Annotated in this window: 25 protein-coding genes; 14 read left to right on the top strand and 11 right to left on the bottom strand. The window is 67.4% G+C overall.

Annotated features, from left to right (window positions below; genetic code table 11):
• Nucleotides 1-6: 6 nt before the first annotated feature.
• The 3 genes from xth (at nucleotide 7) to N0B28_RS14605 (ending at nucleotide 1919) form a co-directional block, all read left to right on the top strand.
• Nucleotides 7-795, top strand: a complete 789-nt coding sequence (xth, locus tag N0B28_RS14615) for an exodeoxyribonuclease III (RefSeq protein WP_043860499.1) — start codon at nucleotides 7-9, stop codon at nucleotides 793-795.
• A complete protein-coding gene (locus N0B28_RS14610) occupies nucleotides 792-1517 on the top strand; it encodes a DUF72 domain-containing protein (protein ID WP_275727048.1) in 726 nt (241 codons plus the stop codon). Before xth ends, N0B28_RS14610 begins: the two co-directional genes overlap by 4 nt.
• 72 nt (nucleotides 1518-1589) lie before the next feature.
• Nucleotides 1590-1919, top strand: a complete 330-nt coding sequence (locus N0B28_RS14605) for a hypothetical protein (RefSeq protein ID WP_043860501.1) — start codon at nucleotides 1590-1592, stop codon at nucleotides 1917-1919.
• On the opposite strand, the gene N0B28_RS14600 is transcribed toward N0B28_RS14605, so the two are convergent.
• The gene (locus N0B28_RS14600; RefSeq protein WP_275727047.1) at nucleotides 1916-2218 is read right to left on the bottom strand and encodes a hypothetical protein; all 303 of its coding nucleotides are present in this window, start codon (nucleotides 2216-2218) and stop codon (nucleotides 1916-1918) included. The two genes, N0B28_RS14605 and N0B28_RS14600, sit on opposite strands and share 4 nt — an antisense overlap.
• A gap of 113 nt (nucleotides 2219-2331) precedes the next feature.
• Between N0B28_RS14600 and N0B28_RS14595 the strand changes: the two genes are divergently transcribed.
• The gene (locus N0B28_RS14595) at nucleotides 2332-2802 is read left to right on the top strand and encodes a hypothetical protein (RefSeq protein WP_054915351.1); all 471 of its coding nucleotides are present in this window, start codon (nucleotides 2332-2334) and stop codon (nucleotides 2800-2802) included.
• 140 nt (nucleotides 2803-2942) lie between these two features.
• On the opposite strand, the gene N0B28_RS14590 is transcribed toward N0B28_RS14595, so the two are convergent.
• Entirely contained in the window at nucleotides 2943-3419 is a 477-nt protein-coding gene (locus tag N0B28_RS14590; protein WP_043860504.1) for a hypothetical protein, read from the bottom strand.
• Between the two features lie 27 nt (nucleotides 3420-3446).
• Nucleotides 3447-4574, bottom strand: a complete 1128-nt coding sequence (locus tag N0B28_RS14585; protein WP_236171670.1) for a helix-turn-helix domain-containing protein — start codon at nucleotides 4572-4574, stop codon at nucleotides 3447-3449.
• A 46-nt stretch (nucleotides 4575-4620) separates the two neighbouring features.
• On the opposite strand from N0B28_RS14585, the gene N0B28_RS14580 reads away from it, so the two are divergent.
• The 3 genes from N0B28_RS14580 to N0B28_RS14570 all read left to right on the top strand — a co-directional run bounded on the left by N0B28_RS14580 (nucleotide 4621) and on the right by N0B28_RS14570 (nucleotide 9165).
• Nucleotides 4621-5610 carry an ABC transporter substrate-binding protein gene (locus N0B28_RS14580; RefSeq protein ID WP_058540693.1) on the top strand — a complete coding sequence of 330 codons (990 nt, stop codon included), beginning with the start codon at nucleotides 4621-4623 and terminating at the stop codon, nucleotides 5608-5610.
• Between the two features lie 66 nt (nucleotides 5611-5676).
• Nucleotides 5677-6795 (top strand): aryl-sulfate sulfotransferase, encoded by a 1119-nt coding sequence (locus N0B28_RS14575; RefSeq protein WP_043860506.1) that lies wholly within the window; start codon nucleotides 5677-5679, stop codon nucleotides 6793-6795.
• 81 nt (nucleotides 6796-6876) lie between these two features.
• Nucleotides 6877-9165 (top strand): TonB-dependent receptor, encoded by a 2289-nt coding sequence (locus N0B28_RS14570; protein ID WP_275727044.1) that lies wholly within the window; start codon nucleotides 6877-6879, stop codon nucleotides 9163-9165.
• A 10-nt stretch (nucleotides 9166-9175) separates the two neighbouring features.
• Here N0B28_RS14570 and N0B28_RS14565 read toward each other — a convergent pair whose 3' ends face one another.
• Nucleotides 9176-10507, bottom strand: coding sequence for a PLP-dependent aminotransferase family protein (locus N0B28_RS14565; protein WP_054915346.1), 1332 nt, complete (start codon nucleotides 10505-10507; stop codon nucleotides 9176-9178).
• Nucleotides 10508-10612: 105 nt separating this feature from the next.
• Between N0B28_RS14565 and N0B28_RS14560 the strand changes: the two genes are divergently transcribed.
• Entirely contained in the window at nucleotides 10613-11503 is an 891-nt protein-coding gene (locus N0B28_RS14560; RefSeq protein ID WP_054915345.1) for a DMT family transporter, read from the top strand.
• 279 nt (nucleotides 11504-11782) lie between these two features.
• On the opposite strand, the gene N0B28_RS14555 is transcribed toward N0B28_RS14560, so the two are convergent.
• Genes N0B28_RS14555 through N0B28_RS14545 form a run of 3 tightly spaced genes read right to left on the bottom strand, consistent with a single transcriptional unit; the run spans nucleotide 11783 to nucleotide 14682 of the window.
• Nucleotides 11783-12985: an MFS transporter gene (locus N0B28_RS14555; RefSeq protein ID WP_078480128.1), complete on the bottom strand. Its 1203-nt coding sequence runs from the start codon at nucleotides 12983-12985 to the stop codon at nucleotides 11783-11785.
• Complete coding sequence (locus tag N0B28_RS14550; protein ID WP_043860541.1) at nucleotides 12963-13586, bottom strand: glutathione S-transferase; 624 nt, start codon at nucleotides 13584-13586, stop codon at nucleotides 12963-12965. Before N0B28_RS14550 ends, N0B28_RS14555 begins: the two co-directional genes overlap by 23 nt.
• Nucleotides 13587-13623: 37 nt before the next feature.
• Nucleotides 13624-14682: an NAD(P)-dependent alcohol dehydrogenase gene (locus N0B28_RS14545; protein WP_058540721.1), complete on the bottom strand. Its 1059-nt coding sequence runs from the start codon at nucleotides 14680-14682 to the stop codon at nucleotides 13624-13626.
• A 154-nt stretch (nucleotides 14683-14836) separates the two neighbouring features.
• Here N0B28_RS14545 and N0B28_RS14540 point away from each other — a divergent pair, with 154 nt between their 5' ends.
• Nucleotides 14837-15154: a DUF2388 domain-containing protein gene (locus tag N0B28_RS14540; protein WP_043860539.1), complete on the top strand. Its 318-nt coding sequence runs from the start codon at nucleotides 14837-14839 to the stop codon at nucleotides 15152-15154.
• Between the two features lie 107 nt (nucleotides 15155-15261).
• On the opposite strand, the gene aceE is transcribed toward N0B28_RS14540, so the two are convergent.
• Nucleotides 15262-17934 (bottom strand): pyruvate dehydrogenase (acetyl-transferring), homodimeric type, encoded by a 2673-nt coding sequence (gene aceE / locus N0B28_RS14535; RefSeq protein WP_275727037.1) that lies wholly within the window; start codon nucleotides 17932-17934, stop codon nucleotides 15262-15264.
• Nucleotides 17935-18065: 131 nt separating this feature from the next.
• On the opposite strand from aceE, the gene N0B28_RS14530 reads away from it, so the two are divergent.
• Nucleotides 18066-18512 (top strand): MarR family transcriptional regulator, encoded by a 447-nt coding sequence (locus N0B28_RS14530; protein ID WP_043860537.1) that lies wholly within the window; start codon nucleotides 18066-18068, stop codon nucleotides 18510-18512.
• On the opposite strand, the gene N0B28_RS14525 is transcribed toward N0B28_RS14530, so the two are convergent.
• Both N0B28_RS14525 and mrdA read right to left on the bottom strand, forming a co-directional pair.
• A complete protein-coding gene (locus N0B28_RS14525) occupies nucleotides 18501-19571 on the bottom strand; it encodes a pyruvate dehydrogenase (RefSeq protein WP_275727033.1) in 1071 nt (356 codons plus the stop codon). The genes N0B28_RS14530 and N0B28_RS14525 overlap by 12 nt on opposite strands.
• A gap of 101 nt (nucleotides 19572-19672) precedes the next feature.
• Nucleotides 19673-21565 (bottom strand): penicillin-binding protein 2, encoded by a 1893-nt coding sequence (gene mrdA, locus N0B28_RS14520; RefSeq protein ID WP_196932401.1) that lies wholly within the window; start codon nucleotides 21563-21565, stop codon nucleotides 19673-19675.
• Between the two features lie 280 nt (nucleotides 21566-21845).
• Between mrdA and N0B28_RS14515 the strand changes: the two genes are divergently transcribed.
• The 4 genes from N0B28_RS14515 to N0B28_RS14500 all read left to right on the top strand — a co-directional run bounded on the left by N0B28_RS14515 (nucleotide 21846) and on the right by N0B28_RS14500 (nucleotide 25609).
• On the top strand, nucleotides 21846-23066 hold the full coding sequence (locus N0B28_RS14515) for a putative DNA modification/repair radical SAM protein (protein ID WP_054915341.1): 1221 nt from the start codon (nucleotides 21846-21848) through the stop codon (nucleotides 23064-23066).
• On the top strand, nucleotides 23063-23908 hold the full coding sequence (locus N0B28_RS14510) for a TIGR03915 family putative DNA repair protein (protein ID WP_123752525.1): 846 nt from the start codon (nucleotides 23063-23065) through the stop codon (nucleotides 23906-23908). The genes N0B28_RS14515 and N0B28_RS14510 overlap by 4 nt, the downstream gene beginning before the upstream one ends.
• Before the next feature lie 178 nt (nucleotides 23909-24086).
• On the top strand, nucleotides 24087-24617 hold the full coding sequence (locus tag N0B28_RS14505) for a glyoxalase superfamily protein (protein ID WP_275727025.1): 531 nt from the start codon (nucleotides 24087-24089) through the stop codon (nucleotides 24615-24617).
• Between the two features lie 98 nt (nucleotides 24618-24715).
• Nucleotides 24716-25609 (top strand): sterol desaturase family protein, encoded by an 894-nt coding sequence (locus N0B28_RS14500; RefSeq protein WP_078480122.1) that lies wholly within the window; start codon nucleotides 24716-24718, stop codon nucleotides 25607-25609.
• On the opposite strand, the gene N0B28_RS14495 is transcribed toward N0B28_RS14500, so the two are convergent.
• Nucleotides 25592-26212, bottom strand: a complete 621-nt coding sequence (locus N0B28_RS14495; protein WP_229589228.1) for an AraC family transcriptional regulator — start codon at nucleotides 26210-26212, stop codon at nucleotides 25592-25594. The genes N0B28_RS14500 and N0B28_RS14495 overlap by 18 nt on opposite strands.
• Between the last annotated feature and the right edge of the window lie 2 nt (nucleotides 26213-26214).

Below are 26214 nucleotides of genomic sequence, written 5' to 3'. Positions count from 1 at the left end.
GTGCGGATGAAAACGCTGAAGATCGCCACATTCAACATCAACGGCCTGCGGGCGCGGCTGCCCAACCTGCTGGCCTGGCTGGAGCGGGAACAGCCCGACATCGCCTGCCTGCAGGAGCTCAAGGCGGTAGACAGCGCGTTCCCTGTGGCTGACTTCGAAGCCCTCGGCTATGGCTGCCTGCACCATGGCCAGGCGTCGTGGAACGGCGTGGCGATTCTGGCCCGTGACGCGCAACCGCTGGAGGTGCGCCGCGGCTTGCCGGGAAGCGAGGACGATACGCAAAGCCGGTATCTGGAAGCGGCGGTGCTGGGCATTCAGGTCGGCTGCCTGTACCTGCCCAATGGCAACCCGCAACCGGGGCCCAAGTTCGACTACAAGCTGGCCTGGTTCGAACGCCTGATCGCCCACGCCCAGGGCCTGGTGAACAGCGAGCACCCGGTGCTGCTGGCCGGCGACTTCAATGTGGTGCCCACCGACCTGGATATCTACAACCCGCGCTCCTGGCTCAAGGACGCGCTGCTGCAGCCCGAAAGCCGCGAATGCTACCAGCGCCTGCTGGCCCAGGGCTGGACGGACGCTATCCGCCACCTGTACCCGGACGAGCGGGTGTACACCTTCTGGGACTATTTTCGCCAGCACTGGCAGAAGAACTCGGGGCTGCGCATCGACCACCTGCTGCTCAACCCGCCGCTGGCCAGGCGCCTGAAAAACGCCGGGGTCGACGCCTGGGTGCGCAACGAAGCGCATGCCAGCGACCATGCACCCACCTGGATCGAACTCAAGGCCGCTCGATGAGCCCCTTGTTACGCATCGGCTGTGCCGGCTGGAGCCTGCCGCGCGCGTACTGGCCGGCGTTCGCCGAGCAGGGCACGCACCTGCAGCGTTATGCGTCGCGCCTGCCGGCCGTGGAAATCAACAGCTCGTTCTACCGCCCGCACCAGCCCGCCACCTATGCGCGCTGGGCTCATGCGGTACCGCCAGGCTTCGCATTCTCGGTCAAGGTGCCCAAGCAGATCACCCATGTGCAACGCCTGCATAACTGCGCCGGGTTGCTGGATGCGTTTGTGCAGCAGTGCACGCAGCTGGACGAGCGCCTGGGATGCCTGCTGGTGCAGACCCCGCCATCGCTGGCCTGCGAGCCGCAGGTGGCGCAGGCGTTCTTCGGTGCACTGCGTGAGCGCTACGCCGGCGCCGTGGCGTTCGAGCCGCGCCATGCCTCCTGGGCCGACGCCGGGGCGCTGCTCGACCGCTGGCGCATTGCCCAGGTGGGGGCCGACCCCAGCCCCATCGGTGCCGTGCAGCCAGGTGGCTGGGCCGGCTTGCGCTATTGGCGCCTGCACGGCTCGCCACGCCTCTATCACAGCGCCTATGGGCACGAACGCCTGGCACTGCTGGCCCAGGACATACGCCAGGCCCTGCAGACCGGCGTGGAGTGCTGGTGCATCTTCGACAACACCGCCAGCGGCGCTGCGGTAGGCGATGCACTGGGCCTGCTGCAACTGCTGGAGGACACATAAGGCAATTTGCTGGCCCCGACGCCTTTTCATCCTTGGCAAACTCGCCGCCTTTCAACGGGTTAGGATGACTTCATGCGAGGTTTCGTGATGACCGTGGCCGTGTGCGCACTGGCCACCTTCTCGCTGGCGACGCACGCCAAGGCGCTGAACAAGAATGACCGCTTCGTGTGCAGCTGGGGTTCGGAGATTGCCGCCGGTGCGCAGCAGTCCAAGCTGTCCGGGGTCACGCTGTATGCCGCGCGCAAGCGTCTGCAATCGCGCAAGTTCCCCAAGCCGTGGATGCGCATGACGGCCATGGGCATTACCGAACAGACCTACAACAGCCGCTCGCGGCTCAAGCCGCCAGCCATCAAGCAGACCTACTACGAACAGTGCGCGCGCCATGCCATGGCGCAGCGCTAGGCGCCGAGCAGGCGCTCGATCCGGGCCAGTTCCCAGGTGCTGAGCAGGTAGACCGGGTAGGTGCCGTAGCGCAGGCCAGGCTCGTACACCCGGCCATCCGGGCTCTGGCAGCGCTGGCAGTGGTGCAGGTGGCCGTGTTCGACATCCAGGCTCAACTGCCAGCCGTCGATCTGCACCTGCATCACGCCACTGGCCGGTTGCGCCTGCAGGCACTGCAGGCTGGCCAGCCCCAGGGCGGCGTCACGTAGCTGCTGGCACACCTCGCGGGCGGTGAGGGTGTGGTCAGTGGGCGCGTTCATCCATACCTCCCGGAAAAAAGCGTCACTTTATGCGGTGGCGCGGGCGATGTCTTCGCCTGCCTGAGTCGCGCTATAGTCGCCGGCTTGTCGAAGCCCAATGAACGAGGTGTGGTGTGAGAGTGCTGATCGTGCTGTTGCTGGGCCTGATGCCCATCGTTGCCCAGGCGCTTGAGGTGGGCGAGCGCGTGGCCCCGTGGACCCTGCTCGACCAGTTCGAGCAGCCGTATACCCTCAACGACGACACTGCCCTGGTGCTGGTGGCGCGCAGCATGGAGGGTGGCAAGCTGGTCAAGGCGGTGCTGGAGGGGCAGCCCAAGGGCTACCTGGAGGCGCGCAAGGGTGTGTTTGTCGCCGACGTGCAGCGCATGCCGGCGCTGATCGCCAAGCTGTTCGCCATCCCGGCCATGCGCGACTACAGCTACCGCGTGCTGCTGGACCGCGAGGGGCGGGTGGCCTCGCGTTACCCGGGCGCCGAGGGCACGGTGCTGTTGCTGCAACTGGAGCACGGGCGCGTGACGGCCAAGCAGGAATTGGCCGATGCACAGGCACTGCGCGAGGCGCTGGCCGAGGTGAAGGCGCGTTGAAGATCCCCGCTGAGTTCATCGTTCACGAAACCGCGCACTGGGATCGCGGGCCAAGCCCGCTCCCACAGAAGCAGCGCAAACCTGTGGGAGCGGGCTTGACCCGCGATCGGGTGCGCAGCACCAGCAGGCAACTACGCCCCTCACTTCACCGGATGCGCCGCCACCGCCACCTTCAACGCCTCGGTCACCAGCTCGATCAGCACCGGCCTGGCACTGGCCTGCATGGCCTTGCCGATGTCTGGCTGCTTGCTCATTACCTTGTCGGCATACTTGGATTCGCGACCTTCGCTGGCCAGTGACGCCAGCTCCTTCGCCGAGAACGACTGGCTGTAGGCCTCGACCAGGTGCTGGTCCCACTGCGGCTGGTACTTGGGCAGCAACCCCTTGATGGCCGCCGTCACGCTCTTTTCCGCTTGCTGGCTGCCGACCTGCGCAGTCAGCAGGCCGTAGGTGTTGGTGCGCATGGCCGCCGACAGCGCAATCGGCCCCAGGTTGGCCCCGGCCTGGCTCTTGACCACGAACTCGCGCGCCGCCTCTGCGGCCGGTGCCTTGGCATAGGCGGTGCCACCCAGTCCGCTCAACGCCAGCAGGGCAAGCAGGGTATACAGAACTTTCATGATCACTCCGTTCTCGACAATCCGAACCTACTGCGCCAGGTGCTCCAGCGCGATGCCCGGCCGCTCCACATGGCGGTAGCCGGTCTGGCCGGCCACTGGCACGGGCACGCCCGGTTGCGGGGCCCTGGCCTGGGTACGATAACCCAGCGGGCTGGTGCCCAGCTCTTTCTGAAACACCCGGCGCATGCGTTCTTCGCGGCCGAAGCCGACGGTTTCGGCAATGCGCTTGATCGGCTCGCGGGTGGTCTCCAGCAGGCGGCACGCCGCTTCAAGGCGCAATGTCTCTACCGCCTGGGCCGGCGTGTCACCCGTGGCCGCCACATAGGCCCGGGCAAAATGCCGCGGGCTCATGCCGAACTGCTCGGCCAGGCGCTCCACCCGCAGGTCGCCATCCAGATTGGCGGCGATCCAGGCATGCAGCCGGGCCAGGCGCACATCCGGTGCGGTGCGCAGCGCGTTGGACTGTGCCTGCAACGAGGCACTGAGTTGCGGTTGCCCGGCCGAGCGCCACAGAAACACCGTGAAGTAGCGTGCCAGCGCCAGGGCCGCGTGGGGGCCCAGGTCCTGCTCCACCAGTGCCAGCGCCAGGTCGATGCCCGCCGTGGCGCCGCCGCAGGTCCACAGGTTGGCGTCGTTCAGGTACAGCGCGTCGGGCTGGCACTGCACGCTGGGGTAGCGCGCCTGCAACTCGTCATTGAACTTCCAGTGGGTCACCACCCGACGGCCATCGAGCAGGCCCGCAGCCGCCAGCGCGAAGGTGCCGGTGCCCACCGAGCACAGCCGGCGAATCTGCCCATGGCGCCGGCGCAGCCAGTCGCACGCGCGCGGGTCTGCTTCCAGTGCGGCCACCCCAGGGCCGCCGGCCACGATCAGGGTGTCGATGTCGCGCAGCTCCAGGTCCAGCTGCGCCAGTGAACGGGTCATCACCTCGATGCCCGACACCGTGCTGATCAGGCCGCCCTCGGGCGAGGCCAGTACCAGGCGATAGGGCGGGTGCTGTGCGAACGCGCCGGCCAGCAGGCGCGGCACGGCGCCGAACACCTCCAGCGGGCCGGCCGCATTGAGCAGCAACGCATCGTCGAAACCCAGCACCACCACCGCGCGGGGCGCGGGTGGCGTGGCAGCAAAGGAGGGGTGTTTGGCATGGAGTTGCACGGGGGGCCTCGACATACTGGGTTCAACACGAAACAAGGGGACGACAATGCCGTTATTCGCTGCTGCTGCCAAGCACCTGCACGCCCGCCGCACCACCTTGCGCGCCGTGGCGCTGTGCGCCGGCATGGTGCTGGCCCAGGCCGTCAGCGCCGCACCTGCCGCGCTGCGGGTCGGCGACCAGAGCGGGCTGGTACAAACCCTGCTGCAGGCCGCCGGGGAGGCCCAGACTCCTACCTTGCCCCTGAGCTGGCACCCGTTCCCGGCCGGCCCGGCCTTGCTCGAGGCGCTGAGTGCCGGGGCGGTGGATGTGGGGGTGGTGGGCAATGCGCCGCCGGTGTTTGCCCAGGCCGGTGGTTTCGACATCCGTATCATCGGCGTGGCCGACGGCGCCCAGAACAACAATGCGCTGCTGCTGCCACAAGGCTCGACGGTGCAACAGGTGGCCGACCTCAAGGGCCGGCGCGTGGCGGTGGCCAAGGGCTCCAGCGGCCACTACCTGCTGCTGGCCGCGCTGCGCCAGGCCGGGCTGAGCCCTCGAGAGGTGAAGATCGCCTATGCCAGCCCCATCGATGCGCAAAACGCCTTTGCCAGTGACCATCTGGACGCCTGGGCGGTGTGGTACCCCTTTGTCGGGCAGGCCACCGCCCACGGCGCCCGGGTGCTGGTGGACGGCTCGGCCTGGCCCGAGACCGGCCTTAACTTCACGGTCGCCAGCGGCCAGGCCCTGGCCGACCCGCAGCGTGCTCGACAGCTGGGCGAGCTGATGGTGCGCCTGGCCAGGGCGCAGGCCTGGGCCACCGCCCACCCGGATGCCTGGGCCCAGGCGCTGGCAGGCAGCACGCGCCTGCCCCTTGAGTTGGTGCGCGAGATGCTGGCGCACCAGCACCTGCGCTATGTGCCCATCGACCCTTCGATCATCGCCTTGCAGCAACGCCTGGCCGATGCCTTCGCCGCCGAGCGCCTGATCCCCAAACCGCTGCGGGTTGAACAGGTATTCGATAGCCGTTTCAACAGCTTGCTGCCACAACCTGACTAAACACTTCAACTCGACCTGCCATGCCGACCTGCCGTCGGCAGGGCACCACTCACCCGGAGAAACCTCATGACTGCCCTGCACACCCCGACCCTCAAACGCCACAGGACCGGCCTGGTTGCCGTGGACCACGCCCGCAGCGCCGGGGGTTACACCCTGTTCGCACCGCAGACCGCCGACGGCAACGTGTTCCTGATCGACCTGGACGGCGAAGTGGTACATCGCTGGAAGCTGCCCCAGCGCCCCGGTCGCGACGCGGTGATACTGCCCAACGGCAACCTGGGCTACAACGGCAACCACCCCGACTCCCCCGAGCTGTTCCCCGGCTGGTCGGTATGGCACGGCGGCGCCTTCAGTGAAGTCACCGCGCAAGGCGAGGTGGTGTGGCAGCACACCGACCTGCTGCACCACCACGATGCCCAGTGGCTGGACAACGGCCACCTGCTGTACACCACGGTCGAGCCCCTGAGCCCCGAGCTGGCCAGCCGCGTGGTGGGCGGTATTCCCGGCAGCGAGGCGGCGGGCGGGGTGATCTATGCCGATGTGGTCAAGGAGGTGGATCGCCAGGGCCAGGTGGTGTGGGAGTGGCGCAGCTGGGAGCACCTGCGCCCCGAGGACTACCCGCTGCACGACACCTTCGAGCGCTACCACTGGCCCATGACCAACGCGGTGACCCCGGGTCGCGATGGCAAGGTGATCCTCAGCCTGCGCAGCGTGTCGTCGGTGATCGCCGTGCAGCGCGGCAGCGGCGAGGTGCTGTGGCGTCTGGGCCACGATCTGGTGGCGCAGCAGCATTGCCCGAGCGAGCTGGAGAACGGCCGCATCCTGGTGTTCGACAACGGTATTTCGCGGCCACACGTGTCGATGCCGCACTCGCGCATCCTGGAGATCGACCCGCTGACCCGGCGCATCGAATGGCAGTACGCCGATACCCCCGGCTACGCCTTCTTCACCCCGTTCATGGGCGGTGCGCAGCGCCTGCACAATGGCAACACGCTGATCACCGAGGCCAACTTCGGCCGCCTGTTCGAAGTGACGCCGGCCGGCGAGGTGGTGTGGGAGTACATCAACCCGCATTTTGCCGCCTACCCCGATGCGGCCTCGCGCCGCTACCTGCCGGGCGAGAACAACGCGATCTTCCGCGCGCACCGTTACCAGCGCGACGACATTCCCTGGCTGAAAGCCTGAACACAGCGCACCAGCACCCACCCTCACGCTCACGCACACCACGCGCAGCGAGGTACCGCCATACCCCCAAAGGAATCGATGATGAAGCTGCCTTATCCACGCCCCCTGTGCCTGGCCGCACTGGGCCTGCTGTCACTGCCTGCGTCAGCCACTGAACCTACCCCCACCGACGCCCCGACCCTTGCCCCGGTGACGGTCGAGGCGCGCCGGCGCAGCGAAGAGGCGCAGCACGTGCCCACCCCCATGAGCGTGCTGGGCGCCCAGGCCCTGGAGGCCCAGCGCCTGTATCGCCTGCAGGACCTGCAACAGGCCATGCCCAGCGTCAACGTGGCGTTCATGAACCCGCGCCAGTCGAGCCTGTCGATTCGCGGGCTGGGCAACAACCCGGCCAGTGACGGCCTGGAAGGCAGCGCCGGGATCTACCTCGACAACGTCTACCTGGGCCGCCCCGGCATGGCCGTGTTCGACCTGCTGGACATCGAGCAGATCGCCTTGCTACGCGGCCCGCAAGGCACCCTGTTCGGCAAGAACACCACGGCCGGGGTGCTCAACATCGCCACCCGCCAGCCCACCTTCACCCCGCAGGGCAACGTGTCGACGTCGCTGGGCGAGGACGGCTACCGGCAGGTGCAGGGCGGTGTGTCGGGGCCGTTGACCGACACGCTGGCCGGGCGGGTGGCGGCCTACCGCACCGACGAGAACGGCTACGTGGAGAACCGGTTCGACGGCGACACCCTGGGCGGCGGCCGACGCCAGGGCTTTCGCGGGCAGTTGCTGTTCAAGCCGCAGGAAGACTTCAGCCTGCGCTGGATCGGCGACTACAACGAGGAGCACTCCAGCGCCGGCACGCGCTCGCTGTTCAGCACCGGGCCGACCATCAACGGGGTCAACCGCTATGAACAGCGGGCCCAGGCGGTGGGCGCGACGCTGGTCGACGGGCGCAGGGTCAACCTCGATGCCGACCAGCGTGTCACGGTGTTCCAGGGCGGCACCTCGCTGGAGGCGAACTGGGGGCTGGCCGATGGCTTCACGCTGACGTCGATCAGCGCCTACCGCTGGTGGGACTTCACCCCGCGCAACGACGACGAACTGAACGTGGACGTGATGCACAACGTCGGCCAGTCGGCCCGCGACAAGCAGTATTCGCAAGAGCTGCGCCTGGCCTCGCCGCTGGGTGAGCGGTTCGATTACGTGGTGGGCGGCTATTACTTCGGCCAGCAGATGCGAAACCGCGTGTTCACCGAATACGGGCCGCTGGCCGACACCTGGAACGGCACCCCGCAGGGCGCATTGAACGATGTGAACAGCGTGGGCCACGGCAGCATCGACACCGACAGTTTCGCCACCTTTGCCCAGGGCACCTGGCACCTGACCCCGCGCCTGGACCTGAGCCTGGGCCTGCGCGGTACCTACGAGCGCAAGCAGGCCAGGGTGACGCGCGATGCCCCGGTGGGCGGCGCGAGCGTGACGGGTGCGGCGGCAGCGGTAAGGCAGGGGCGTGTCGGCGCCTATGATTCGGGCGACCTGAGCCTCTACAGCTTCAGCCCGTCGGCGCTGGCCAGCCTGGCCTGGCGGGTTAACGACCAGGTACTGGCGTATGGCTCGTTGTCCCACGGGGAGAAGTCCGGCGGGGTCAACCTCAGCGTGGCCAGCGCCCCGGTGGCCGGCGCCGACTCGCTGCTGATCGGCAGCGAACGGGCCAACGACGCCGAACTGGGCATCAAGACCACCCTGCTGGACCAGCGCCTGCAACTCAATGCCAACCTGTTCTGGACGATTGTGCACGGCTACCAGACCAACGCCTACGACGACGCCAACCTCACCAGCTACCTGACCAACGCCGGCAGCGTGCGCAGCCGTGGCCTTGAGCTGGACAGTACCTGGCGGGTGAGCCGTGGCCTGACGCTGAGCCTGAACGGCTCGTGGAATGATGTGCGCTACCTGTCCTACGACAACGCCCCATGCCCGGCGGAGGTGGCCTTGCGCCCCGGCGCCCCGGCCGCCTGCGACCTCAGCGGGCATAACGTGGTGGGCGCGGCCAAATGGATTGCCAACACCAGCGCCAGCTACCAGTGGGACCTGGACAACGGCCTGCAACCCTACGTGAACGGCAACTACGCCTGGCGCTCGCAGGCGGTGGGCACGGTGGACGATTCGCGCCTGGCGCAGTTGCCGGGGTATGCGCTGGTCAACCTGTCGGCGGGGGTGCGCGGCGACTGGGGCCAGGGCCAGTGGGACGTGTCGCTGTGGCTGAAGAACGCCTTCGACAAGACCTACTACACCACCCTGTGGAACTCGCCCAACGGCGCCTACACCGGGGTGCTGGGTACGCCGCGCACCCTGGGCATGAGTGCACGCTACGACTTCTGAGGCGTGGGCTTCAGGAGTACGCCTGCACCACCCAGCGTACCTTCGCCAGCGCCGCGCGCAGCGTGTCCAGGTCCACCGAGCCCAGCGCCAGCCTGAGTGCACGCGGCACGTGACTGGTGGTGGCGAACGGCTGTGCGGTGGACACCGCCACCTGTTCGCGCATCAGGGCGGCGGCGATCTGTTCGGCGCGGGCGTCATCGGCCAGCGGTAGCCACAGAAAATACGAAGTGGGGTGGGTGACGCAAGGCATGCCCGCCAGTACTTCGCGGGCGATGGCCTGCCTGGCCTGGGCATCGGCGCGCTTCTCGGCTTCCAGGCGCTCCACCGTGCCGTCCTCGATCCAGGCGCAGGCAATGGCGGTCATCACCCCGGGGGTATTCCAGGTGGTGGCGCGAATGGAGCGCTCCAGCGCGGCAACCTGGTGCGGCGGCGCGGCAATGAAGCCCACGCGCAGGCCGGTGGCGATGTTCTTCGACAGGCCTGACACGTACAGCGTGCGCTCCGGTGCCAGCTGGGCCAGGGGCGGCGGCGCGTCGTCGGCCAGGAAGGCGTAGGCGGCGTCCTCGATCAGGTGCAGGTTGTGGGTGCGGGCAATCGACACCAGTTGTTCGCGCTGCTCCAGGCTCATCACCCAGCCCAGCGGGTTGTGCAGCGTGGGCATGCTGTACACCGCGCGTACCGGGCGGCTGCGGCACAGCCGCTGCAGGGCGCCGAGGTCCGGCCCGTGGGGCGTGACCGGAATCGGCAGCATCTCGAGGCGCAACGCCTCGGCCAGCACCTTGAACCCGGAGTAGGTGAGGGCGTCGACCGCGATCACGTCGCCGGGCTGCAGCAGGGCCATCAGCACCACGGCCAACCCGTGCTGGGCGCCGCTGACGATCAGTACCTGCTCTGGATTCACCTCTAGCCCGCAACCGAGCAGGTGCCGGGCGATGCAGGCGCGTTCATGGGCGCGCCCGGCATGGGGCTGGTAGCGCAGCAGCGCCTCCAGGTCGCCGCTCAGTGCCAGCTGGCGCAAGCCGCTGCGCAGCAGGTCGGCCTGGCCGGGCAATGCCGGGTAGTTGAAGTTCAGGTCGGCCATGCCGGCGGCCACCACCTGCTGGTCGACGCCCAGGTCGGGCGGCAGCGAGGTTTCGCGCACGAAGGTGCCGCGCCCGGTCTCGCCGCTCACCAGGCCCATCTGCTCGAGTTCGGCATATACCCGTGACGCGGTGACCAGGGCCAGGCCATGGGTCGCGGCCAGGTGACGGTGGGTGGGCAGGCGGGTGCCAGGGGCGAGCCTGCCGTCACGAATGTCTGCGGCAAAGGTATCGACCAGGGCCTTGTAGCGCGAGCGAGGCATGTGCAGATGTATCCATGACGATTTTTTGATTGTGCTGATCGTCGGCCCTAGCATGGTTTTTGGCAAGCGTGCCCTTACCCCTGCAACCTGTCGAGCGTGACTTCAATGGAACAGACTCTCAAACCTCGTACCCTGGACGACGCCACCCGTGGCTGGATCAACGGCCTGATCGGCGTGGTGATTTTCAGTGGCTCCTTGCCGGCCACGCGCCTGGCGGTGCTGGAATTCGACCCGGTGTTCCTCACCGTGGCGCGTGCCGCCATTGCCGGTGTACTGGCGCTGGCCTTGCTGATGCTGCTCAGGCAACCGCGCCCGACCCGGGCTCAGGTAATGCCCTTGATCGTGGTGTCGCTTGGGGTGGTGGTGGGGTTTCCGCTGCTGACCGCGCTGGCCCTGCAGTACGTGACCTCGGCGCATTCGATCGTGTTCATCGGCATGCTGCCGCTGGCCACCGCGGTGTTTGGCGTGCTGCGCGGGGGCGAGCGCCCGCGCCCGGTGTTCTGGCTGTTTTCGGTGCTGGGGTGCTTGATGGTGGTGGGCTTTGCGTTGTCGCAGGGCTTGGCGGCGTCGCCCCAGGGTGACCTGCTGATGCTGCTGGCGGTGGTGGTGTGCGGCCTGGGTTATGCCGAGGGGGCGCGGTTGTCGCGGGCGCTGGGCGGTTGGCAGGTGATCTGCTGGGCGCTGCTGGTGTCGTTGCCGGTGATGCTGGTGCTGACCTGGTACCTGGCGCCGTCGACGTTTGCGGGTATCAGCCTGCCGGCGTGGGTGAGCCTGGGGTATGTGTCGCTGTTCAGCATGCTGATCGGTTTTGTGTTCTGGTACCGCGGCCTGGCCCAGGGCGGGATTGCGGCGGTGGGGCAGTTGCAGCTGCTGCAGCCGTTCTTTGGCCTGGCCTTGGCGGCGGGGTTGCTGGGCGAGCAGGTCAGCCCGGGGATGCTGGGGGTGACGGTGGGGGTGATCCTGTGTGTGGCGGGGGCGAGGCGGTGGGCGCGGTAGACGGTTGCGCCCAGCCTGGGCTTTTGAGCCGAACTCATCTGATCCGCTTTTTGCCTCGCTAGCTGCATCTGTTTCCAGATCAGAAGGGGGCAGACAATGTGGCCTTCGACAGCCGCACCCCCTCAGTTAGGAGCTCCCATGGGCAAGATGGCAATTTTTGTATTCGGCTTTCTGGTATTGGCCTTCGCAATCGGAGCACTGGGTACCATCTCCCCCCTGTAACCCCCGCCACACCCCGCACAAAACCAGGAAGGCGCCGAGACTCCCGCGCCTTCTTTTCTATTCTGCCACCAAGCCCTTGTTCACCCGCCACGCCAGCGGCAGCGTGAGCAGCAGCGTGGCCGCCAGCACCACCACCGCCGTGGGCACCCCGGTAACGTCCCCCAGCCGCCCGAACACCACCGGTGCCAGCGCGCCGCCACCGATGGTGCCGGTGTAGAACAGCGCGAAGGCCTGCTCGTGCTTGCCGGCAGCCGCCAGCTCCGGCACCACGCCATACAGCACCGACGAGGTGCCGTTCAGCGCCAGGCCCAGCAACGGCAGCATCACCAGCGTGGCCGAATACGGCAGCACCACCGCCAGCACGATCAACAGCGCAGTCCCCGCTTCGGTGAGCGAGACGGTTTTCAGCAGGCCGATGCGTGCGCCCAGGTAGCCGCACAGCAGCTTGCCGAAGGCCCCGCCCACGAACAGCAGCGTCAGCGCCAGGCCGATACCGGCGGTGCCGGCGCCCTTGAGCCTGAGCAGAAACGGCAGGAAGGTCAGAAACCCCATGCGCACCGCGCTGTCGAGCATGCCCAGCATCAGCAGGGCACGCAGGCCGCCCGGCGAGCCGTTTCCGGTGGCCAACTTCGGCGCCTTGCCGCCCGCCGCCAGGGCCTGGGCTCGGGAGGGGATCAGCCACCACAGCAACACCGCCGCAGCCACACCCAGCACGCCCAGCAGCGTTGCACCGGTACGCCAGCTGACGGCCACCAGCAGCACGCCCATCAGGCCCGGAATGACCGCCTTGCCGATATCGCCCGCGAAGTTGTAGTGCGACAGCGCCTGCTTGACCCCGCCGCCCGCCGCGTGGCTGTCGGTGATCATCGAGGAGGCCAGCGGGTGCTGGGTACTGGCGCCCAGCCCGCCCAGCATCAGCGCCACCAGCAGCACACCCAGGCCGGTGGCCTGGCCGGCGACCAGGTAGGCCACGCCGGCCAGCAGCGTGCCGCCCACCAGCAGGCGCTCGCGGCCAAAGCGCCGGGCCGCGCGGCTGGCCAGCAGCTGAAAACCGGCCATCATCCCGGAATAGGCCCCGCGCAACAGGCCCACCTGGGCCAGGCTGAGGCCGAACTGCGCCTGCCACAGCGGCAGCAGCACGTAGATCACGTCGGTGAGCCCGTCGTGCACCGCGTGGGCGCTGCAGCCGGCCAGCAGCGAGCGGCGGCGCACCGAGGTTTCGGTGGTGACGGTGGCGTTACGGGGTACCGTTTCTTCCATGGATGACAAACCCTTCGCGTTCGGTCAGACGCTCGTAGTATGCCCGAACCGCTGCAAAATCCGGATGCTCCAGCGGGGTTTCGAACCAGCGATTGACCGACAGGCCGATGGCGATGTCCGCCAGTGAAAAGTCCTGGCCACTGACGTAGGCGCCGGTCGATTCGAGCTGGCGGTCGAGGATCTGCAGGTTGGTGGTCCACTGCCTGCATGCCGCCGCCAGTGCCTCGGGGTCCTGATGGTCGGGGGAATGGCGCACCAGCGACAGGAAGGGGTAGGTCCAGGACTTGTTGAGGTCGGTGGCCTGCCAGTCCATCCACTGGTCCACCCGTGCGCGCACCCGGGGCTCGGCGGGGTAGAGGTGCTGCCCGTGGTACTGGTTGGCCAGGTAGCGCAGGATGCTGTTGGACTCCCACAGCACGAAGTCGCCGTCCTTGATCACCGGCACCATGGCGTTGGGGTTGAGGGCCAGGAACTGCGGGCTGAAGGTGGACCTGAAGCCCGAGCCCCAGTCCTCGCGCTCGAAGGCGATACCCAGCTCGGTGCAGGCCCATAGCACCTTGCGTACATTGATGGAGGAAGCTTTGCCGAGTATCTGCAGCATGGGAGGCCCTTGTGGTTCGGTAGGGGAGTGAGGCGCGTCAGGCGCCGGTGGTGTCGTCGAGCGAGGCCATGTCGATCACGAAGCGGTAGCGCACATCGGAGCGCTGCATGCGTTCGAACGCCTCGTTGATCTGGTCCATGCGGATCATTTCACACTCCGGCAGAATGTTCTTCTTCGCGCAGAAGTCGAGCATCTCCTGGGTTTGCGCAATCCCGCCAATCGGCGAGCCGGCCAGGCGCCGCCGGCCGAGGATGAACGGCACGGTCAGTTGTTCGTCGATCGGCCCCACCTGGCCGACGATCACCAGGGTGCCGTCCACGTCCAGCAGCGACATGTAGGGCGACACGTCATGGCGCACCGGCACCGTGTCGATGATCAGGTCGAAGCTGGAGCGCGCGGCGGCCATGGCCTTGGCGTCGGACGACACCAGCAGCTTGTCGGCGCCCAGCGCCCGCGCATCATCGAGTTTGTCGGGGGTGCGGCTGAGCACCGTGACGTCGGCACCCAGGCCCGCCGCCAGCTTCACGGCCATGTGCCCCAGCCCGCCCAGGCCGATGACCGCGACGCGGCTGCCGGGCCCGGCATTCCAGGTGCGCAGCGGCGAATAGGTGGTGATGCCGGCGCACAGCAGCGGCGCGGCCTTGGCCAGGTCCAGGCCGTCGGGCACGCGCAGCACGAACTCCTCGCGCACTACAAGGTGCTTGGAATAGCCGCCGTAGGTGGGTTCGCGGGTGATGCGGTCCAGGCTGTTGTAGGTTTGCGTGTTGTTCTCGCGGCACAGCTGTTCCTCGCCCTTGCGGCACTGGTCGCACTGCTGGCAGGAGTCGACCATGCAGCCCACCGCCACGGCGTCACCGACCTTGTAGCGGGTGACCTGGCTGCCCACCTCGGTCACGCGCCCGACGATCTCGTGGCCTGGCACGATCGGGTAGCGGCTGAAACCCCAGTCGTCGCGGGCCTGGTGCAGGTCGGAGTGGCATACGCCGCAGTACAGGATCTGCATCGCCACGTCGTTGGGGCGCAGGGCGCGGCGTTCGAACTTGAAGGGTGCCAGCGGTGCTTCGCGGTGCTGCGCTGCATAGCCAATGGTGTACATGTTCACCTCTCGTCACGCTCGGGAATGGGGACCAGGGTTTCAATATAGCCAGCATGGCGGGCTTCGTTGGGCGGGTAGGGATATTGGCGGGAACTCTTGGCCTGGGGGGCCTATCCTAATGAATGTAGGTTCCCCCCATCACGGAGGCATCGTCATGCGCCGTTTACTGCTGGTTTCTTCCCTTGTGCTCTGCCTGCCTTTGGGCACGGCCCTGGCCCGTGTGGATGGTCGCGATGTCGCCACCTCCGCCGGGGTTTCCGCCTCGTTGTACTCGACCTTCAAGGACGACAAGCTGGTGATTCCGGCGCGCGATGATGCTTCGACGTTCATCGCCAGCGGCGGCGAAATTCGCGGTGTGTACCTGGAGTCGATGCTGCAGCGTATCCGTCAGCAGAACCCTGGGTTGCAGGCCAGTGACGAAGACCTGGCCAAGGCGATACTGACCCAGGATGAGCTGGGGGCGGGGCAGTAAGGCGCCGCAGGCAAGGCGAGCCCATCGCGGGTCAAGCCCGCTCCCACAGGGATCTTCATGGCCTTTGTGGGAGCGGGCTTGACCCGCGATGGACACGCCGCGATCTATCAGACTGAAGCCGGATCAACCTTGCCAGGGTCGATGCCCAGCGCTTCGATCGCGCCGGCCACCACCTCGCGCTCGATCACCCCGTCCGCCGCCAGCGCATTCAGCGCCGCCAGCACGATGAACTGGCGGTCCACCTCGAAATGCCGGCGCAGCGCCTCGCGGGTGTCCGACTGGCCGAAGCCGTCGGTACCCAAGGCCACGAAACGCCTTCCGCTCACCCACGGCCGGATCTGGTCGGCATGGATCTTCATGTAGTCCGTGGCCACCACCACCGGCCCCGCATGCCCCTGCAGCAGCGTTTCGATGTACGGCGTCTTCGGCGCCTGCAGCGGGTGCAGCAGGTTCCAGCGCTCCACCGCCTGCGCCTCGCGCCGAACCTCGGTCAGGCTGGTGGCGCTCCACACCTCGCTGCTGACGCCGAAATCGCGCTGCAGAATCTCCGCCGCCGCCAGCACCTCGTTCAGTATCGAGCCGCTGCCCATCAGCTGCACATGCCGCTCGCCCTGCAGCGGTTTTTCCACCGGCAGGCGGTACAGCCCCTTGAGAATGCCTTGCTCTGCGCCTTCGGGCATGGCGGGGTGGGCGTAGTTCTCGTTGAGCACGGTGATGTAGTAGTACACGTCCTCCTGCTCGGCATACATGCGGCGCATGCCGTCCTGGATGATTACCGCCAGCTCGTAGGCATAGGTGGGGTCGTAGGAGACGCAGCAGGGCACGGTGGCCGACATCACGTGGCTGTGCCCGTCGTCATGCTGCAAGCCTTCGCCCATCAACGTGGTACGCCCGCTGGTGGCGCCCAGCAGAAACCCCCGTGCGCGCGCATCGCCCGCCGCCCACAGCAGGTCGCCCACTCGCTGGAAGCCGAACATCGAATAGAAGATGTAGAACGGCAGGGTCATCACGCCATGGTTGGCGTAGGCGGTGCTGGCGGCAATCCACGACGAGGTGGCACCGGACTCGTTGAGCCCTTCCTGCATGATCTGGCCGTCGGTGCTCTCCTTGTAGTAGCTGAGCGTGCCGGCATCCTGCGGCGTGTACAGCTGGCCCACATGGGAGTGGATGCCGATCTGGCGGAATAGCCCCTCCATGCCGAAGGTGCGTGATTCGTCGGGCACGATCGGTACGACGAGGCGGCCGACCTGCGGGTCCTTGAGCAGGGTGCCGAGAATGCGCACGAACGCCATGGTGGTGGAGATGGCACGGTCACCGGTGCCCTTGAGCTGGCTGTCGAAGGCCTCCAGGGCCGGTACCTGCAACGGCTCGACCCTGGCCTGGCGCGCCGGCACATGCCCGCCCAGGCGATCACGGGCCACCTGCAGGTAGCGCGCATCGGCGCTGTCGGGGGCGGGCTTGAGGTAGGGGATCTCGCCGAGGCGCTCATCACTCAGGTCCAGGCCGAAGCGGTCGCGGAAGGCCTTGACCGCCTCGTCGCCCATCTTCTTCAACTGGTGGTTGATGTTCTGGCCTTCGCCGGCTTCGCCCATGCCGAAGCCCTTGACGGTCTTGGCCAGGATCACCGTTGGCCGCCCCGTGTGACGCACGGCCGCCGCGTAGGCGTTGTACACCTTGACCGGGTCGTGCCCGCCGCGAGCCAGCTTCCAGATGTCGTCATCGCTCAGGTCGCTGACCATCGCCAGCAGTTCCGGGTACTTGCCGAAGAAGTGCTCGCGCACGTAGGCGCCGTTCTGCGACTTGTAGGTCTGATACTCGCCGTCCACGCACTCCATCATGCGCTGGCGCAGGATGCCGCTGCTGTCCCTGGCCAGCAGCGCATCCCAGCCGCTGCCCCACACCACCTTGATCACGTTCCAGCCGGCAGCACGGTACAGGCTCTCGAATTCCTGGATCACCTTGGCGTTGCCACGTACCGGGCCGTCCAGGCGCTGCAGGTTGCAGTTGACCACGAAGATCAGGTTGTCGAGTTTTTCGCGCCCGGCCAGCGAGATGGCCGCCAGCGACTCGGGCTGATCCATTTCGCCGTCACCGAGAAACGCCCACACCTTGCGGCCCTGGCGTGGGGTGAGGTCGCGGTCTTCGAGGTAGCGCATGAAGCGCGCCTGGTAGGCCGCGGTGATCGGCCCCAGGCCCATGGACACGGTGGGAAACTGCCAGAACTCGGGCATCAGCCGCGGGTGCGGGTAGGACGACACGCCATCGCGGTCGGTCTCGCGGCGAAAGTTGTCCAGCTGCGCTTCGCTCAGGCGCCCTTCGAGGTAGGCCCGGCCATAGATACCCGGCGCCGAGTGGCCCTGGATGTACACCATGTCGCCGGCAAACTGCGCGGTGCGCCCGCGAAAGAAATGATCGAAGCCCACGTCATACAGCACCGCCGCCGAGGCGTAGGTGGCGATATGCCCGCCCACCCCCGAATGCTTGCCGGCGCGCAGCACCATGGCCAGTGCGTTCCAGCGGATATAGGCATTCAGGCGCTGCTCGGTGGCCAGGTCGCCGGGGTAGGGCAGTTCGCGCTCGGGGCCGATGGTGTTGACGTAGGGGGTGTTGACGCGGCCACGAAAGTCGCCGTGCAGCGACACGTCCAGGTCCAGCATCTGGTCGATCAGGAAGTGCGCACGCGAGCGCCCCTCCACCTCGACAACGGTGGCCAGGGACTCAAGCCATTCCTGGGTCTGCTCGGGATCTGGGTCGTTCAACAGAGGGGGCTGCTGTTGCATCGGTAATCCTCCTGCGGGGTTGTGGCGGGCAGTGCCGGCAGGCCTGCCTGGTAGTAGTTGCATTTGCAATTGATTCTAGGCATGCGCCCCGTATGATTGCAAATGCAATAACTTTGACCCGAGGAACCCTCATGGCTGCACCCACCGCTGACCTCTGGTTCAGCTTCATTCGCGCCCACCGCAACCTGATTCGCGAAATCGAACGCCGCCTGGCCGACCAGGGCCTGCCCGTGTACGCCTGGTATGACGCGCTGTGGGGCATCGAGAGCGGCCCCGATGGCTGCCGGCGCATGCACGAGCTGGCCGATGTGATGGCCATCGAGCGTTACAACCTGACCCGACTGGTCGACCGCCTGGAGGCCGAAGGGCATGTGTTGCGCAAGAAGGTCGCGGGCGACGGGCGCGGCGCCCTGGCGTGTATCACCGACAGCGGCAAGGCGCTGCGCAAGCGCATGTGGGCGGTGTACAAGCAGGCAGTGGACGAGCTGTTTCTGAGCCAGTTCACGCCCGAGCAACAGGCGCTGTTCGCCCAGGCGCTGGAACAGTCGAGCTTCAAGGCCCGGGCGTCATTCGCCTAGGCCCAGCCGGGCCTGTGCGGCGGGTAGCGCCTGGGTGTCGAACAGGCCCTGGCCGGCCAGTGCCTGCAACGCGCTGAAGGTTATCCAGCGCCGATCCAGGCAGTTGCCCGGCGCCAGGCTGTCGGCGCCCAGTGCGGTGAAGGGCGCCGTGACATGCGGGGCAAGCTGGTCGGCGATGTGCTGGGCATAGCCAGTCACGGCGATCACCGGCGTGCTGGCCGACATCAGGCAGTACTGCAGGTAGCTCTTGCGTGGCGCGGCCTCGGGGTGCAGGCGGTTCCAGCGTGCGGCATCGTCGCTGTCACGGGCCAGGCGCGTGTAGCTGGGGCAACTCCACAACTGGCTGGCGATGCCCCAGTGCGTGTCGAGCAGCACCGCGGCGGCGCGTACCTCCCGGAGCATGGCGCCGGCGCCCAGCAGGCGTACCTGGGAGCGGGCAGCGCTGGTGGGCTGCAACGGGTACATGCCCAGGAATGCATCGCTGCAATCGTCGTGTGCCGGTTCATCGGCTGCCGGCGGCTGATCGTGCAGGGTCATGTAGTAGAAGCCGTGGCGCCCCTGTACGTACAGCTCGTCCAGCGCCGCCAGCAGGATGGCCTGGGCCTCGGCAGCGCTGGCGGGGTCGTACGGGCGGCACTGGGCGTTGGCCGACAGCCACAACGGCAGCCACGGGTGCGCGCCCTTGGGCCAGCGCGAGGCGGCCGATTCCAGGTCGTTGAACACGATGCCGCGGTGGCCGATCTGCTCGGCCAGCATCGACACGCGGGCCGAGCTCGGCGACTGGGTGAGGTAGATCAGCGGGCGTTCGCGGCTGGGCGCCTGCTGGCGAAACCAGATGCCCCAGGGGCTGACCACCTCGCTCGCGCTGTCGGCGCGATCATTGATCACCCACAGGTTGCCCGCCACGGCCGGGTCGTGCTCGATGCGGTGCACGGTCTGCAAAATCTGCAACAGTGGCGAGTGCGACGCTGCGCCGGTCGACGGCAGGCCGGCCTCGATGCTGCGAATGCAGGCGTGGGCGGCCAGTCGGGCAGGGGGGATGGCAGGCAGTGAATCCACGGGGCAGCTCCATGATCGGTCCTTGGCAGAAGCGCAAGGGATACTGCAATCTGATTGCAAATGCAATCAGATGCTGTCGACACGATCAGGGCGCTGCGCTTTCAGGTATGGGGCACCGCGGCGGCGGCTGCGTTGCCGGCGTACTGGGGCTTGAGGTGGCCTTGTTCGTCCAGCAGGTAGGCGTCCATGATTTCCCGGACCACCGGCCCGGCCACGCGCCCACCGGCCTCGCCGTTCTCGATCATCACCGCGATGGCGATGCTCGGGTGGTCGGCGGGGGCAAAGCCCACGAACAACGCGTTGTCGCGGTGGCGCTCCAGGGTCTTGTCGCGGTTGTAGCGTTCCCCCTGCTTGATCGCCACCACCTGCGCGGTGCCGCTCTTGCCGGCGATGCGGTACTGCGCCCCGGCAGCGGCGGCGCGGGCGATGCCGCGCGGGGCGTGCATGACCATCTGCATGCCCTGGTTGACCTGGTCCCAGGCGTGGCGGTCATGCAGCACGATGTCGGGCATGGGGTTGGGGTCTACCGGCGGCTCGTCGCCGATGCTCATGGCCAGGTGCGGGCGGTGCCACACGCCCTTGCTGGCCAGCAGGCTGGTGGCCTGCGCCAGTTGCAGCGGGGTGACCTGCATGTAGCCCTGGCCGATGCCCAGGATCAGGGTTTCGCCGGGGTACCAGGCCTGGCGCCGGTTGGCGCGCTTCCAGGCGGGTGAGGGCATCAGGCCGGGTGACTCTTCGAACATGTCCAGCGAGACCTTCTGGCCCAGGCCGAATTCGCTCATGTAGTCGTGCAGGCGCTCGACCCCCAGCTTGTGCGCCAGGTCGTAGAAGTAGGTGTCGTTGGAACGCATGATGGCGCTGTACATGTCCACCCAGCCGTCGCCGCTGCGGTTCCAGTTGCGGTACTTGTGGTCGTAGTTGGGCAGCTCGTAGTAGCCGGGGTCGAACACCCGGCTGGCCGGGGTGATCACGCCGCTGTCGAGGCCGGCGATGGCCACCTCGGGCTTGATCGTCGAGCCCGGGGCGTACAGGCCGCGCAGCACGCGGTTGAACAGCGGCCGGTCGATGGAATCGCGCAGCTCGGCGTACTGCCTGAAGCTGATGCCCTTGACGAACAGGTTGGGATCGAAGCTGGGGTTGCTGACCATCGCCAGCACCTCGCCGGTGGCCGGGTCCAGCGCCACCACCGAACCACGGCGATCGCCCAGGGCCTTTTCGGCGGCCAGCTGCAGGTGCGCGTCCAGGCTCAGGGTGATGTTCTTGCCGGGCACCGGGTCGTGGTGGCGCAGCACGCGCATGATGCGGCCCTGGGCGTTGGTCTCGACCTCTTCGTAGCCCACCTGGCCGTGCAGCTGGGCCTCGTAGAAGTGCTCGATGCCGGTCTTGCCGATGGACTGGGTGCCACGGTACTCGGTGGCATCGAGGTTCTTGGCTTCTTTCTCGTTGATGCGCCCCACGTAGCCCACCGAGTGGGCAAAGTGCGCGCCCATGGGGTATTCACGAATGAACTGCGGCTCCACGTCCAGCCCCGGCAGACGGAACTGGTTGACCGCGATCAGGGCGATCTGCTCTTCGCTCAGGCCGAACATCAGCGTCACCGGCTCGAACGGCTTGCGGCCACGGCGCAGGTCCTTCTCGAAGCCCTGGCGGTCCTCCTCGCCCAGGCCCAGGATCTGCACCAGGCTGTCGAGCACCCTGGGCGTGTCGCCAGCACGCTCGCGGGTCATGGTGAGGTTGAAGCTGGGCTTGTTGTCGGCCAGCACCTCGCCGTTGCGGTCGTAGATCAGCCCGCGCTCGGGGGCGATGGGCAGCACGTGCACGCGGTTGTTCTGCGACACGGCGGCATGGTAGTCGTGCTGCACCACCTGCAGCACGTACAGCCGCCCCACCAGCACCGCCACCAGCACCAGTACCAGCAGCGCACACGCGATCAGCCTGCGGTTGACCAGGTGCGTTTCTTTCTCGTGGTCCTTGAGGGGGATAGGCTGGGGCATGTGCAGGCTCTTGCGGAAAACGGATACATCACCGGCCTGGGAGCAGGCAGTGAACGGGCGCGATGGCTTGAATGAACGGCGATCCTACGCAAGCTGCTGCGGTGCCTCAAGGCCGGTTGTCCGCAGGCGGGCGAGGGTGCGCCGAGGTTCCCCGGTTAGCGGGGCGCAGCGTTCATGAAGATTTTTTCATGAAGGCCGCAGCGGCCCGGTCGACAGGCTACGCTTGCATGCGTGGCGATCTGCGAATACTGTATGGATAATCAGTATCGAGGTGGACCCCATGCAGCTCATCGCCAAGCTCGGCATCCTGGCCGATGCCGCCAAGTACGACGCCTCGTGCGCCAGCAGCGGCGCCCCCAAGCGCAGCTCGCGCGGTCGCGACGGCCTGGGCGCCACCGATGGCATGGGCATCTGCCACAGCTACACCCCCGACGGGCGCTGCGTGTCGCTGCTCAAGGTGCTGCTGACCAACTTCTGCCTGTACGACTGCCAGTACTGCGTCAACCGCCGCTCCAGCAACGTGCCGCGGGCACGCTTCACGCCTGAGGAGGTGGTGCGCCTGACCCTGGATTTCTACCGGCGCAACTGCATCAGCGGGCTGTTCCTCAGCTCGGGCATCATCCGCTCCGCCGACTACACCATGGAACAGTTGATTCGCGTGGCGCAGCTGCTGCGCGAAGAGCACAACTTTCGCGGCTACATCCACCTCAAGACCATCCCCGACGCCGACCCGCTGCTGATCGAGCAGGCCGGGCGGCTGGCCGACCGCCTCAGCGTGAACATCGAGCTGCCCACCGAAGCCAGCCTGCAGCGCCTGGCGCCGGAGAAGCAGGTGCGTACCATTCGCCAGGCCATGGGCACCATCCACCACGGCCAGCAGGCGGTGGCCGGTGAAGTCAACGCACCGCGCTTCACCCCTGCCGGGCAGAGCACCCAGATGATCGTGGGCGCCGATGCCACCGACGACCACACCATCCTGGGCAATGCCGAATCGCTGTACCAGGGCTATGGCCTTCGGCGTGTGTACTACTCGGCGTTCAGCCCGATCCCCGACAGCCCCACCAGCGTACCCCTGGCCGCGCCGCCGCTGCTGCGCGAGCACCGCCTGTACCAGGCGGACTTTCTCATGCGCGGCTATGGCTACAAGGCCGGCGAACTGCTGGGCGGCGCGGGCAACCTGGCGCTGGACATCGACCCCAAGCTGGCCTGGGCCCTGGCCAACCGCGAGGTGTTTCCGCTGGATGTGAACCGCGCCGAGCCGGCGCTGCTGGCGCGCATTCCCGGCATCGGGCTGCGCAGCGTGCAACGCCTGGTGGCGCTGCGCCGTGAACGGCGCATTCGCTATGACGACCTGATCCAGCTGCGCTGCGTGCTGGACAAGGCGCGCCCGTTCATCGTCACCAGCGACTACCGCCCGCCCCAGTCGGAAACCCGCAGCGGCCTGCTGCGCGAACGCCTGCGCGAGCCGCAGGCACCGGTGCAGATGGGGTTGTGGGGATGATCGCGCTGGACTGCGACGAGCACTTCGACACCTGGCGCGACCAGGCCCGCGTGCTGCTGGGCCACGGCATCGACCCCACCGAGGTGGTGTGGGCCCACGGCCCGGTGCACGATCTGCTGGCGGTGCCGGCGGTGTTGCCGCAGGGCCCCGGGCCGTTTCGCACACGGGTGCCGGCCGCCTTGCTGGATCAACTTGAGCAGGCCGCCCGCTACCGTGGCGAGCAGCGCTGGAACCTGCTGTATGAAGTGCTGTGGCGCGTGGCCCATGGCGACCGCACCGCCATGCTGGCGGGCGACCGGCTGGGCAGCGAGCTGCAGCGGCGCATCAAGCAGGTCAGCCGCGAGGCCCATCACCTGCATGCCTTCGTGCGCTTCGTGCCATTGCCGGCGGCACTGGCCGAGCAACTGCAACTGGACCTGGTGGCCTTCCATGAACCGGCCCACGACATTCTGCAAAGCGCCAGCGCCCACTTTGCCGACCGGCTGGGCCGCCAGCGCTGGCTGATCGCGACGCCACGCGATGGCATCCGTTTCGATGGCAGCACCCTGGACTACCGACGGCACTGCCCCGAGCAATGGCGCCAGTGGGCCTGCCACGCCGACGACCCTGGCGCCGAGCTGTGGCGCACCTATTACCGGCACACCTTCAACCCGGCACGGGTCAACCCCGACGCCATGCGCCAGCACATGCCGGGGCGCTTCTGGCGTCATCTGCCCGAAGGCCCGCTGATCGCGCGGCTGGTGGGCCAGGCGCGCCAGGGCAAGCAGCGCGACGGCCAGGCGCAGGAGGTGGGGCAGCAGGGCGGCAAGCGCATCGGGCGCGGGGATTCGCCAACGCGCTGAGGGCCGCCTTTCCATGTGCCACCCTGGCTGTGTATGATCGGCGCGGGCCGATGCTGCCCGCCGCTCGCTCCCGTTGGGAAAGGTGAAAGCATTGCAGTTACCCCTGACGCGATCATTCTCTTGAACGTCGAGGCCTGGCAACGCGAGCCCCACACTGCCTCGGCACCAGGAGCACATGATGATCTCGATCGAACAGGCCAAACAGATGGCCAAGCGTCTGCGTACCGCCCTGCAGGCGCAGAACCCGCCGCTGACCCACTCCGGCGCACTGGAGCTGGTGGCGCAGCAGTTGGGCTACAAGGACTGGAACACCGCCTCGGCCCTGCTTGCCCCCGCCACCCCTGCAAGCGAAGTGAGCTTCGACAAGCCTATCCCCATCCTGCGCATGTTCGACGAAGCCAAGGCGCGCGAGTTCTACCTCGACTTCCTGGGCTTCAGCGTGGAGTTCGAACACCGCTTCGAAGCCGACCTACCGCTGTACCTGGGCATCGTACGCAATGGGCTGCAACTGCACCTGTCCGAGCACCACGGCGACGCGAGCCCTGGCTCGACGGTGTTCATCCCCATGCACAACATCGAGCAATTGCGCGACGAGCTGCTTGACAAGCGCTACGGCTATGGCCGCCCGGACATCGTCGAGCAGGGCTGGGGCAAGGTGCTTGAGGTGTACGACCCGTTCGGCAATCGCATTCGCTTCTGCCAGGGCTGACCGGCCTTTCCCCCCAGGCTGAAGATGCGCCGTTTGTTCAAGCGGAGCAGGCTGCGGCTACACGAAACTCCAGGCTCTGACCTGCCTGGAGTTTCACGATGCGAACCCTGTACGCCCCTGTATTTTTCCTTGGATTCGTCGGCTCGGCCGTGTGGCTGCTGGACGAGGGCGCAAGCCTTGGCTGGTTGCCGGTTCTGCTGTTGCTGGCGATTGGCGTGTCGCTGCTGTGCGAGCGGCTGTGGCCCTATCGCGAGCGTTGGAATGTAAGCCAGGGCGATGGCACCCGGGACGTGATTCACGCGGGGGTGAACGAGGCGCTCAACGCGGCCGGCATTGCCGCCATCCCCCTGATTGCCCTGGTGCTGCCCGATACCGGCCTGTGGCCGAGCGACTGGCCGCTGGCGCTGCAGCTGTTGCTGGCGTTGCCGGTGGCAGACCTGGGCATCACCCTGGTGCATTACGCCAGCCACCGCCTGCCGTTGCTGTGGCGCCTGCACGCCGTGCATCACAGCGTGACCCGAATGTACGGCTTCAACGGGCTGATGAAGCACCCGCTGCACCAGATGCTCGAAGCGCTGGGCGGCACCTTGCCCTTGCTGCTGTGCGGGTTGCCGCTGGATGTGGCGGCCTTGCTGGCGTTCAGCATATCCATCCAGCTGCTGTTGCAGCACAGCAACGTCGACATGCGCATCGGCTGGCTGCGCCATGTGTTTGCCTGGGCGCCGGTGCACCGGCTGCATCACCTCAAGTACGGCACCACGGGGGATGTGAACTTCGCGCTGTTCTTCAGCGTTTGGGACCGCCTGCTGGGTACCGCCTTGCACCTGCCGCACTATCACCTGGCGGACGACGACCTGGGTATCGGCGACTTTCCGGACTACCCGGTGGGCTACGGCGCGCAATTGCGCCAACCCTTTCGCCGCGACCAGCCCGAGCATCCACCTGCCGTACTGCCCGATGCCCTGAGCCGTGCGCTAGTCCAGCAGCCTTAGGCGCAGGTGGCGCAGGGTACGGTCGGCACGGATGCCGAACTGCTGGCGCACGCTGCGTGACAGGTGGGCCGAGTCGGCAAAGCCTGCGCAGGTGGCTGCCTCGGTCAGGCTGCTACCGCCCAGTGCCAGCTGCAAGGCCACGCGCAGGCGTTGCCACAACACCAGGCGGCGCACCGACAGCCCCAGTTGACCGCTGAACAGGCGCTCCAGCTGGCTGAGCGACAGCGCCGCCTCACTGGCCAGCTGCGCGGCGGGCAGGGTGTTTTCATCCAGTGCACGTACCCGTTGCAAGGCGGTGGCCAGGCGCGGATGCAAAGGGCGCCGGGGCAGGGCGCGCAAGCGTTGGTTCAGGCCTTCCAGGTCTGCGCCGGCGTCTTCGCAGAGCTGGCGCAGCACCGGCAGTTCGAAAGCCAATGGCTCGGCAAACAGCGTGATCGCCGGTTGCTCGCTGAGAATCGCATGCGGCTGGCCGGAGGCAATGAGCAGCAGCGGCCCGCACTCGACCTGGCCCTGGATCGACGCCTGCACCGGGGCAGCGCAGGCGATCAGCACCTGGTGGGCATAGTGGGCGTGGGCCTGGGTTTGCCCGACCTGCCCGGCCACCA

This window comes from Pseudomonas sp. SD17-1, from assembly GCF_029201585.1.
GTDB classification, from domain to species: domain Bacteria; phylum Pseudomonadota; class Gammaproteobacteria; order Pseudomonadales; family Pseudomonadaceae; genus Aquipseudomonas; species Aquipseudomonas palmensis.
This window is presented reverse-complemented; position numbering and strand designations above follow the sequence as displayed.

What these genes read in the sequence shown, in the direction of transcription:
- N0B28_RS14590 (WP_043860504.1), bottom strand. Translation starts at nt 3,419, where the DNA reads ATGAAAGTTCTGTATACCCTGCTTGCCCTGCTGGCGTTGAGCGGACTG.
- N0B28_RS14580 (WP_058540693.1), top strand. Translation starts at nt 4,621, where the DNA reads ATGCCGTTATTCGCTGCTGCTGCCAAGCACCTGCACGCCCGCCGCACC.
- N0B28_RS14545 (WP_058540721.1), bottom strand. Translation starts at nt 14,682, where the DNA reads ATGTACACCATTGGCTATGCAGCGCAGCACCGCGAAGCACCGCTGGCA.
- N0B28_RS14600 (WP_275727047.1), bottom strand. Translation starts at nt 2,218, where the DNA reads ATGAACGCGCCCACTGACCACACCCTCACCGCCCGCGAGGTGTGCCAG.
- N0B28_RS14610 (WP_275727048.1), top strand. Translation starts at nt 792, where the DNA reads ATGAGCCCCTTGTTACGCATCGGCTGTGCCGGCTGGAGCCTGCCGCGC.
- N0B28_RS14605 (WP_043860501.1), top strand. Translation starts at nt 1,590, where the DNA reads ATGCGAGGTTTCGTGATGACCGTGGCCGTGTGCGCACTGGCCACCTTC.
- N0B28_RS14540 (WP_043860539.1), top strand. Translation starts at nt 14,837, where the DNA reads ATGCGCCGTTTACTGCTGGTTTCTTCCCTTGTGCTCTGCCTGCCTTTG.
- N0B28_RS14515 (WP_054915341.1), top strand. Translation starts at nt 21,846, where the DNA reads ATGCAGCTCATCGCCAAGCTCGGCATCCTGGCCGATGCCGCCAAGTAC.
- N0B28_RS14565 (WP_054915346.1), bottom strand. Translation starts at nt 10,507, where the DNA reads ATGCCTCGCTCGCGCTACAAGGCCCTGGTCGATACCTTTGCCGCAGAC.
- N0B28_RS14575 (WP_043860506.1), top strand. Translation starts at nt 5,677, where the DNA reads ATGACTGCCCTGCACACCCCGACCCTCAAACGCCACAGGACCGGCCTG.
- N0B28_RS14510 (WP_123752525.1), top strand. Translation starts at nt 23,063, where the DNA reads ATGATCGCGCTGGACTGCGACGAGCACTTCGACACCTGGCGCGACCAG.
- aceE (WP_275727037.1), bottom strand. Translation starts at nt 17,934, where the DNA reads ATGCAACAGCAGCCCCCTCTGTTGAACGACCCAGATCCCGAGCAGACC.
- N0B28_RS14570 (WP_275727044.1), top strand. Translation starts at nt 6,877, where the DNA reads ATGAAGCTGCCTTATCCACGCCCCCTGTGCCTGGCCGCACTGGGCCTG.
- N0B28_RS14530 (WP_043860537.1), top strand. Translation starts at nt 18,066, where the DNA reads ATGGCTGCACCCACCGCTGACCTCTGGTTCAGCTTCATTCGCGCCCAC.
- N0B28_RS14560 (WP_054915345.1), top strand. Translation starts at nt 10,613, where the DNA reads ATGGAACAGACTCTCAAACCTCGTACCCTGGACGACGCCACCCGTGGC.
- xth (WP_043860499.1), top strand. Translation starts at nt 7, where the DNA reads ATGAAAACGCTGAAGATCGCCACATTCAACATCAACGGCCTGCGGGCG.
- N0B28_RS14505 (WP_275727025.1), top strand. Translation starts at nt 24,087, where the DNA reads ATGATCTCGATCGAACAGGCCAAACAGATGGCCAAGCGTCTGCGTACC.
- mrdA (WP_196932401.1), bottom strand. Translation starts at nt 21,565, where the DNA reads ATGCCCCAGCCTATCCCCCTCAAGGACCACGAGAAAGAAACGCACCTG.
- N0B28_RS14555 (WP_078480128.1), bottom strand. Translation starts at nt 12,985, where the DNA reads ATGGAAGAAACGGTACCCCGTAACGCCACCGTCACCACCGAAACCTCG.
- N0B28_RS14550 (WP_043860541.1), bottom strand. Translation starts at nt 13,586, where the DNA reads ATGCTGCAGATACTCGGCAAAGCTTCCTCCATCAATGTACGCAAGGTG.
- N0B28_RS14500 (WP_078480122.1), top strand. Translation starts at nt 24,716, where the DNA reads ATGCGAACCCTGTACGCCCCTGTATTTTTCCTTGGATTCGTCGGCTCG.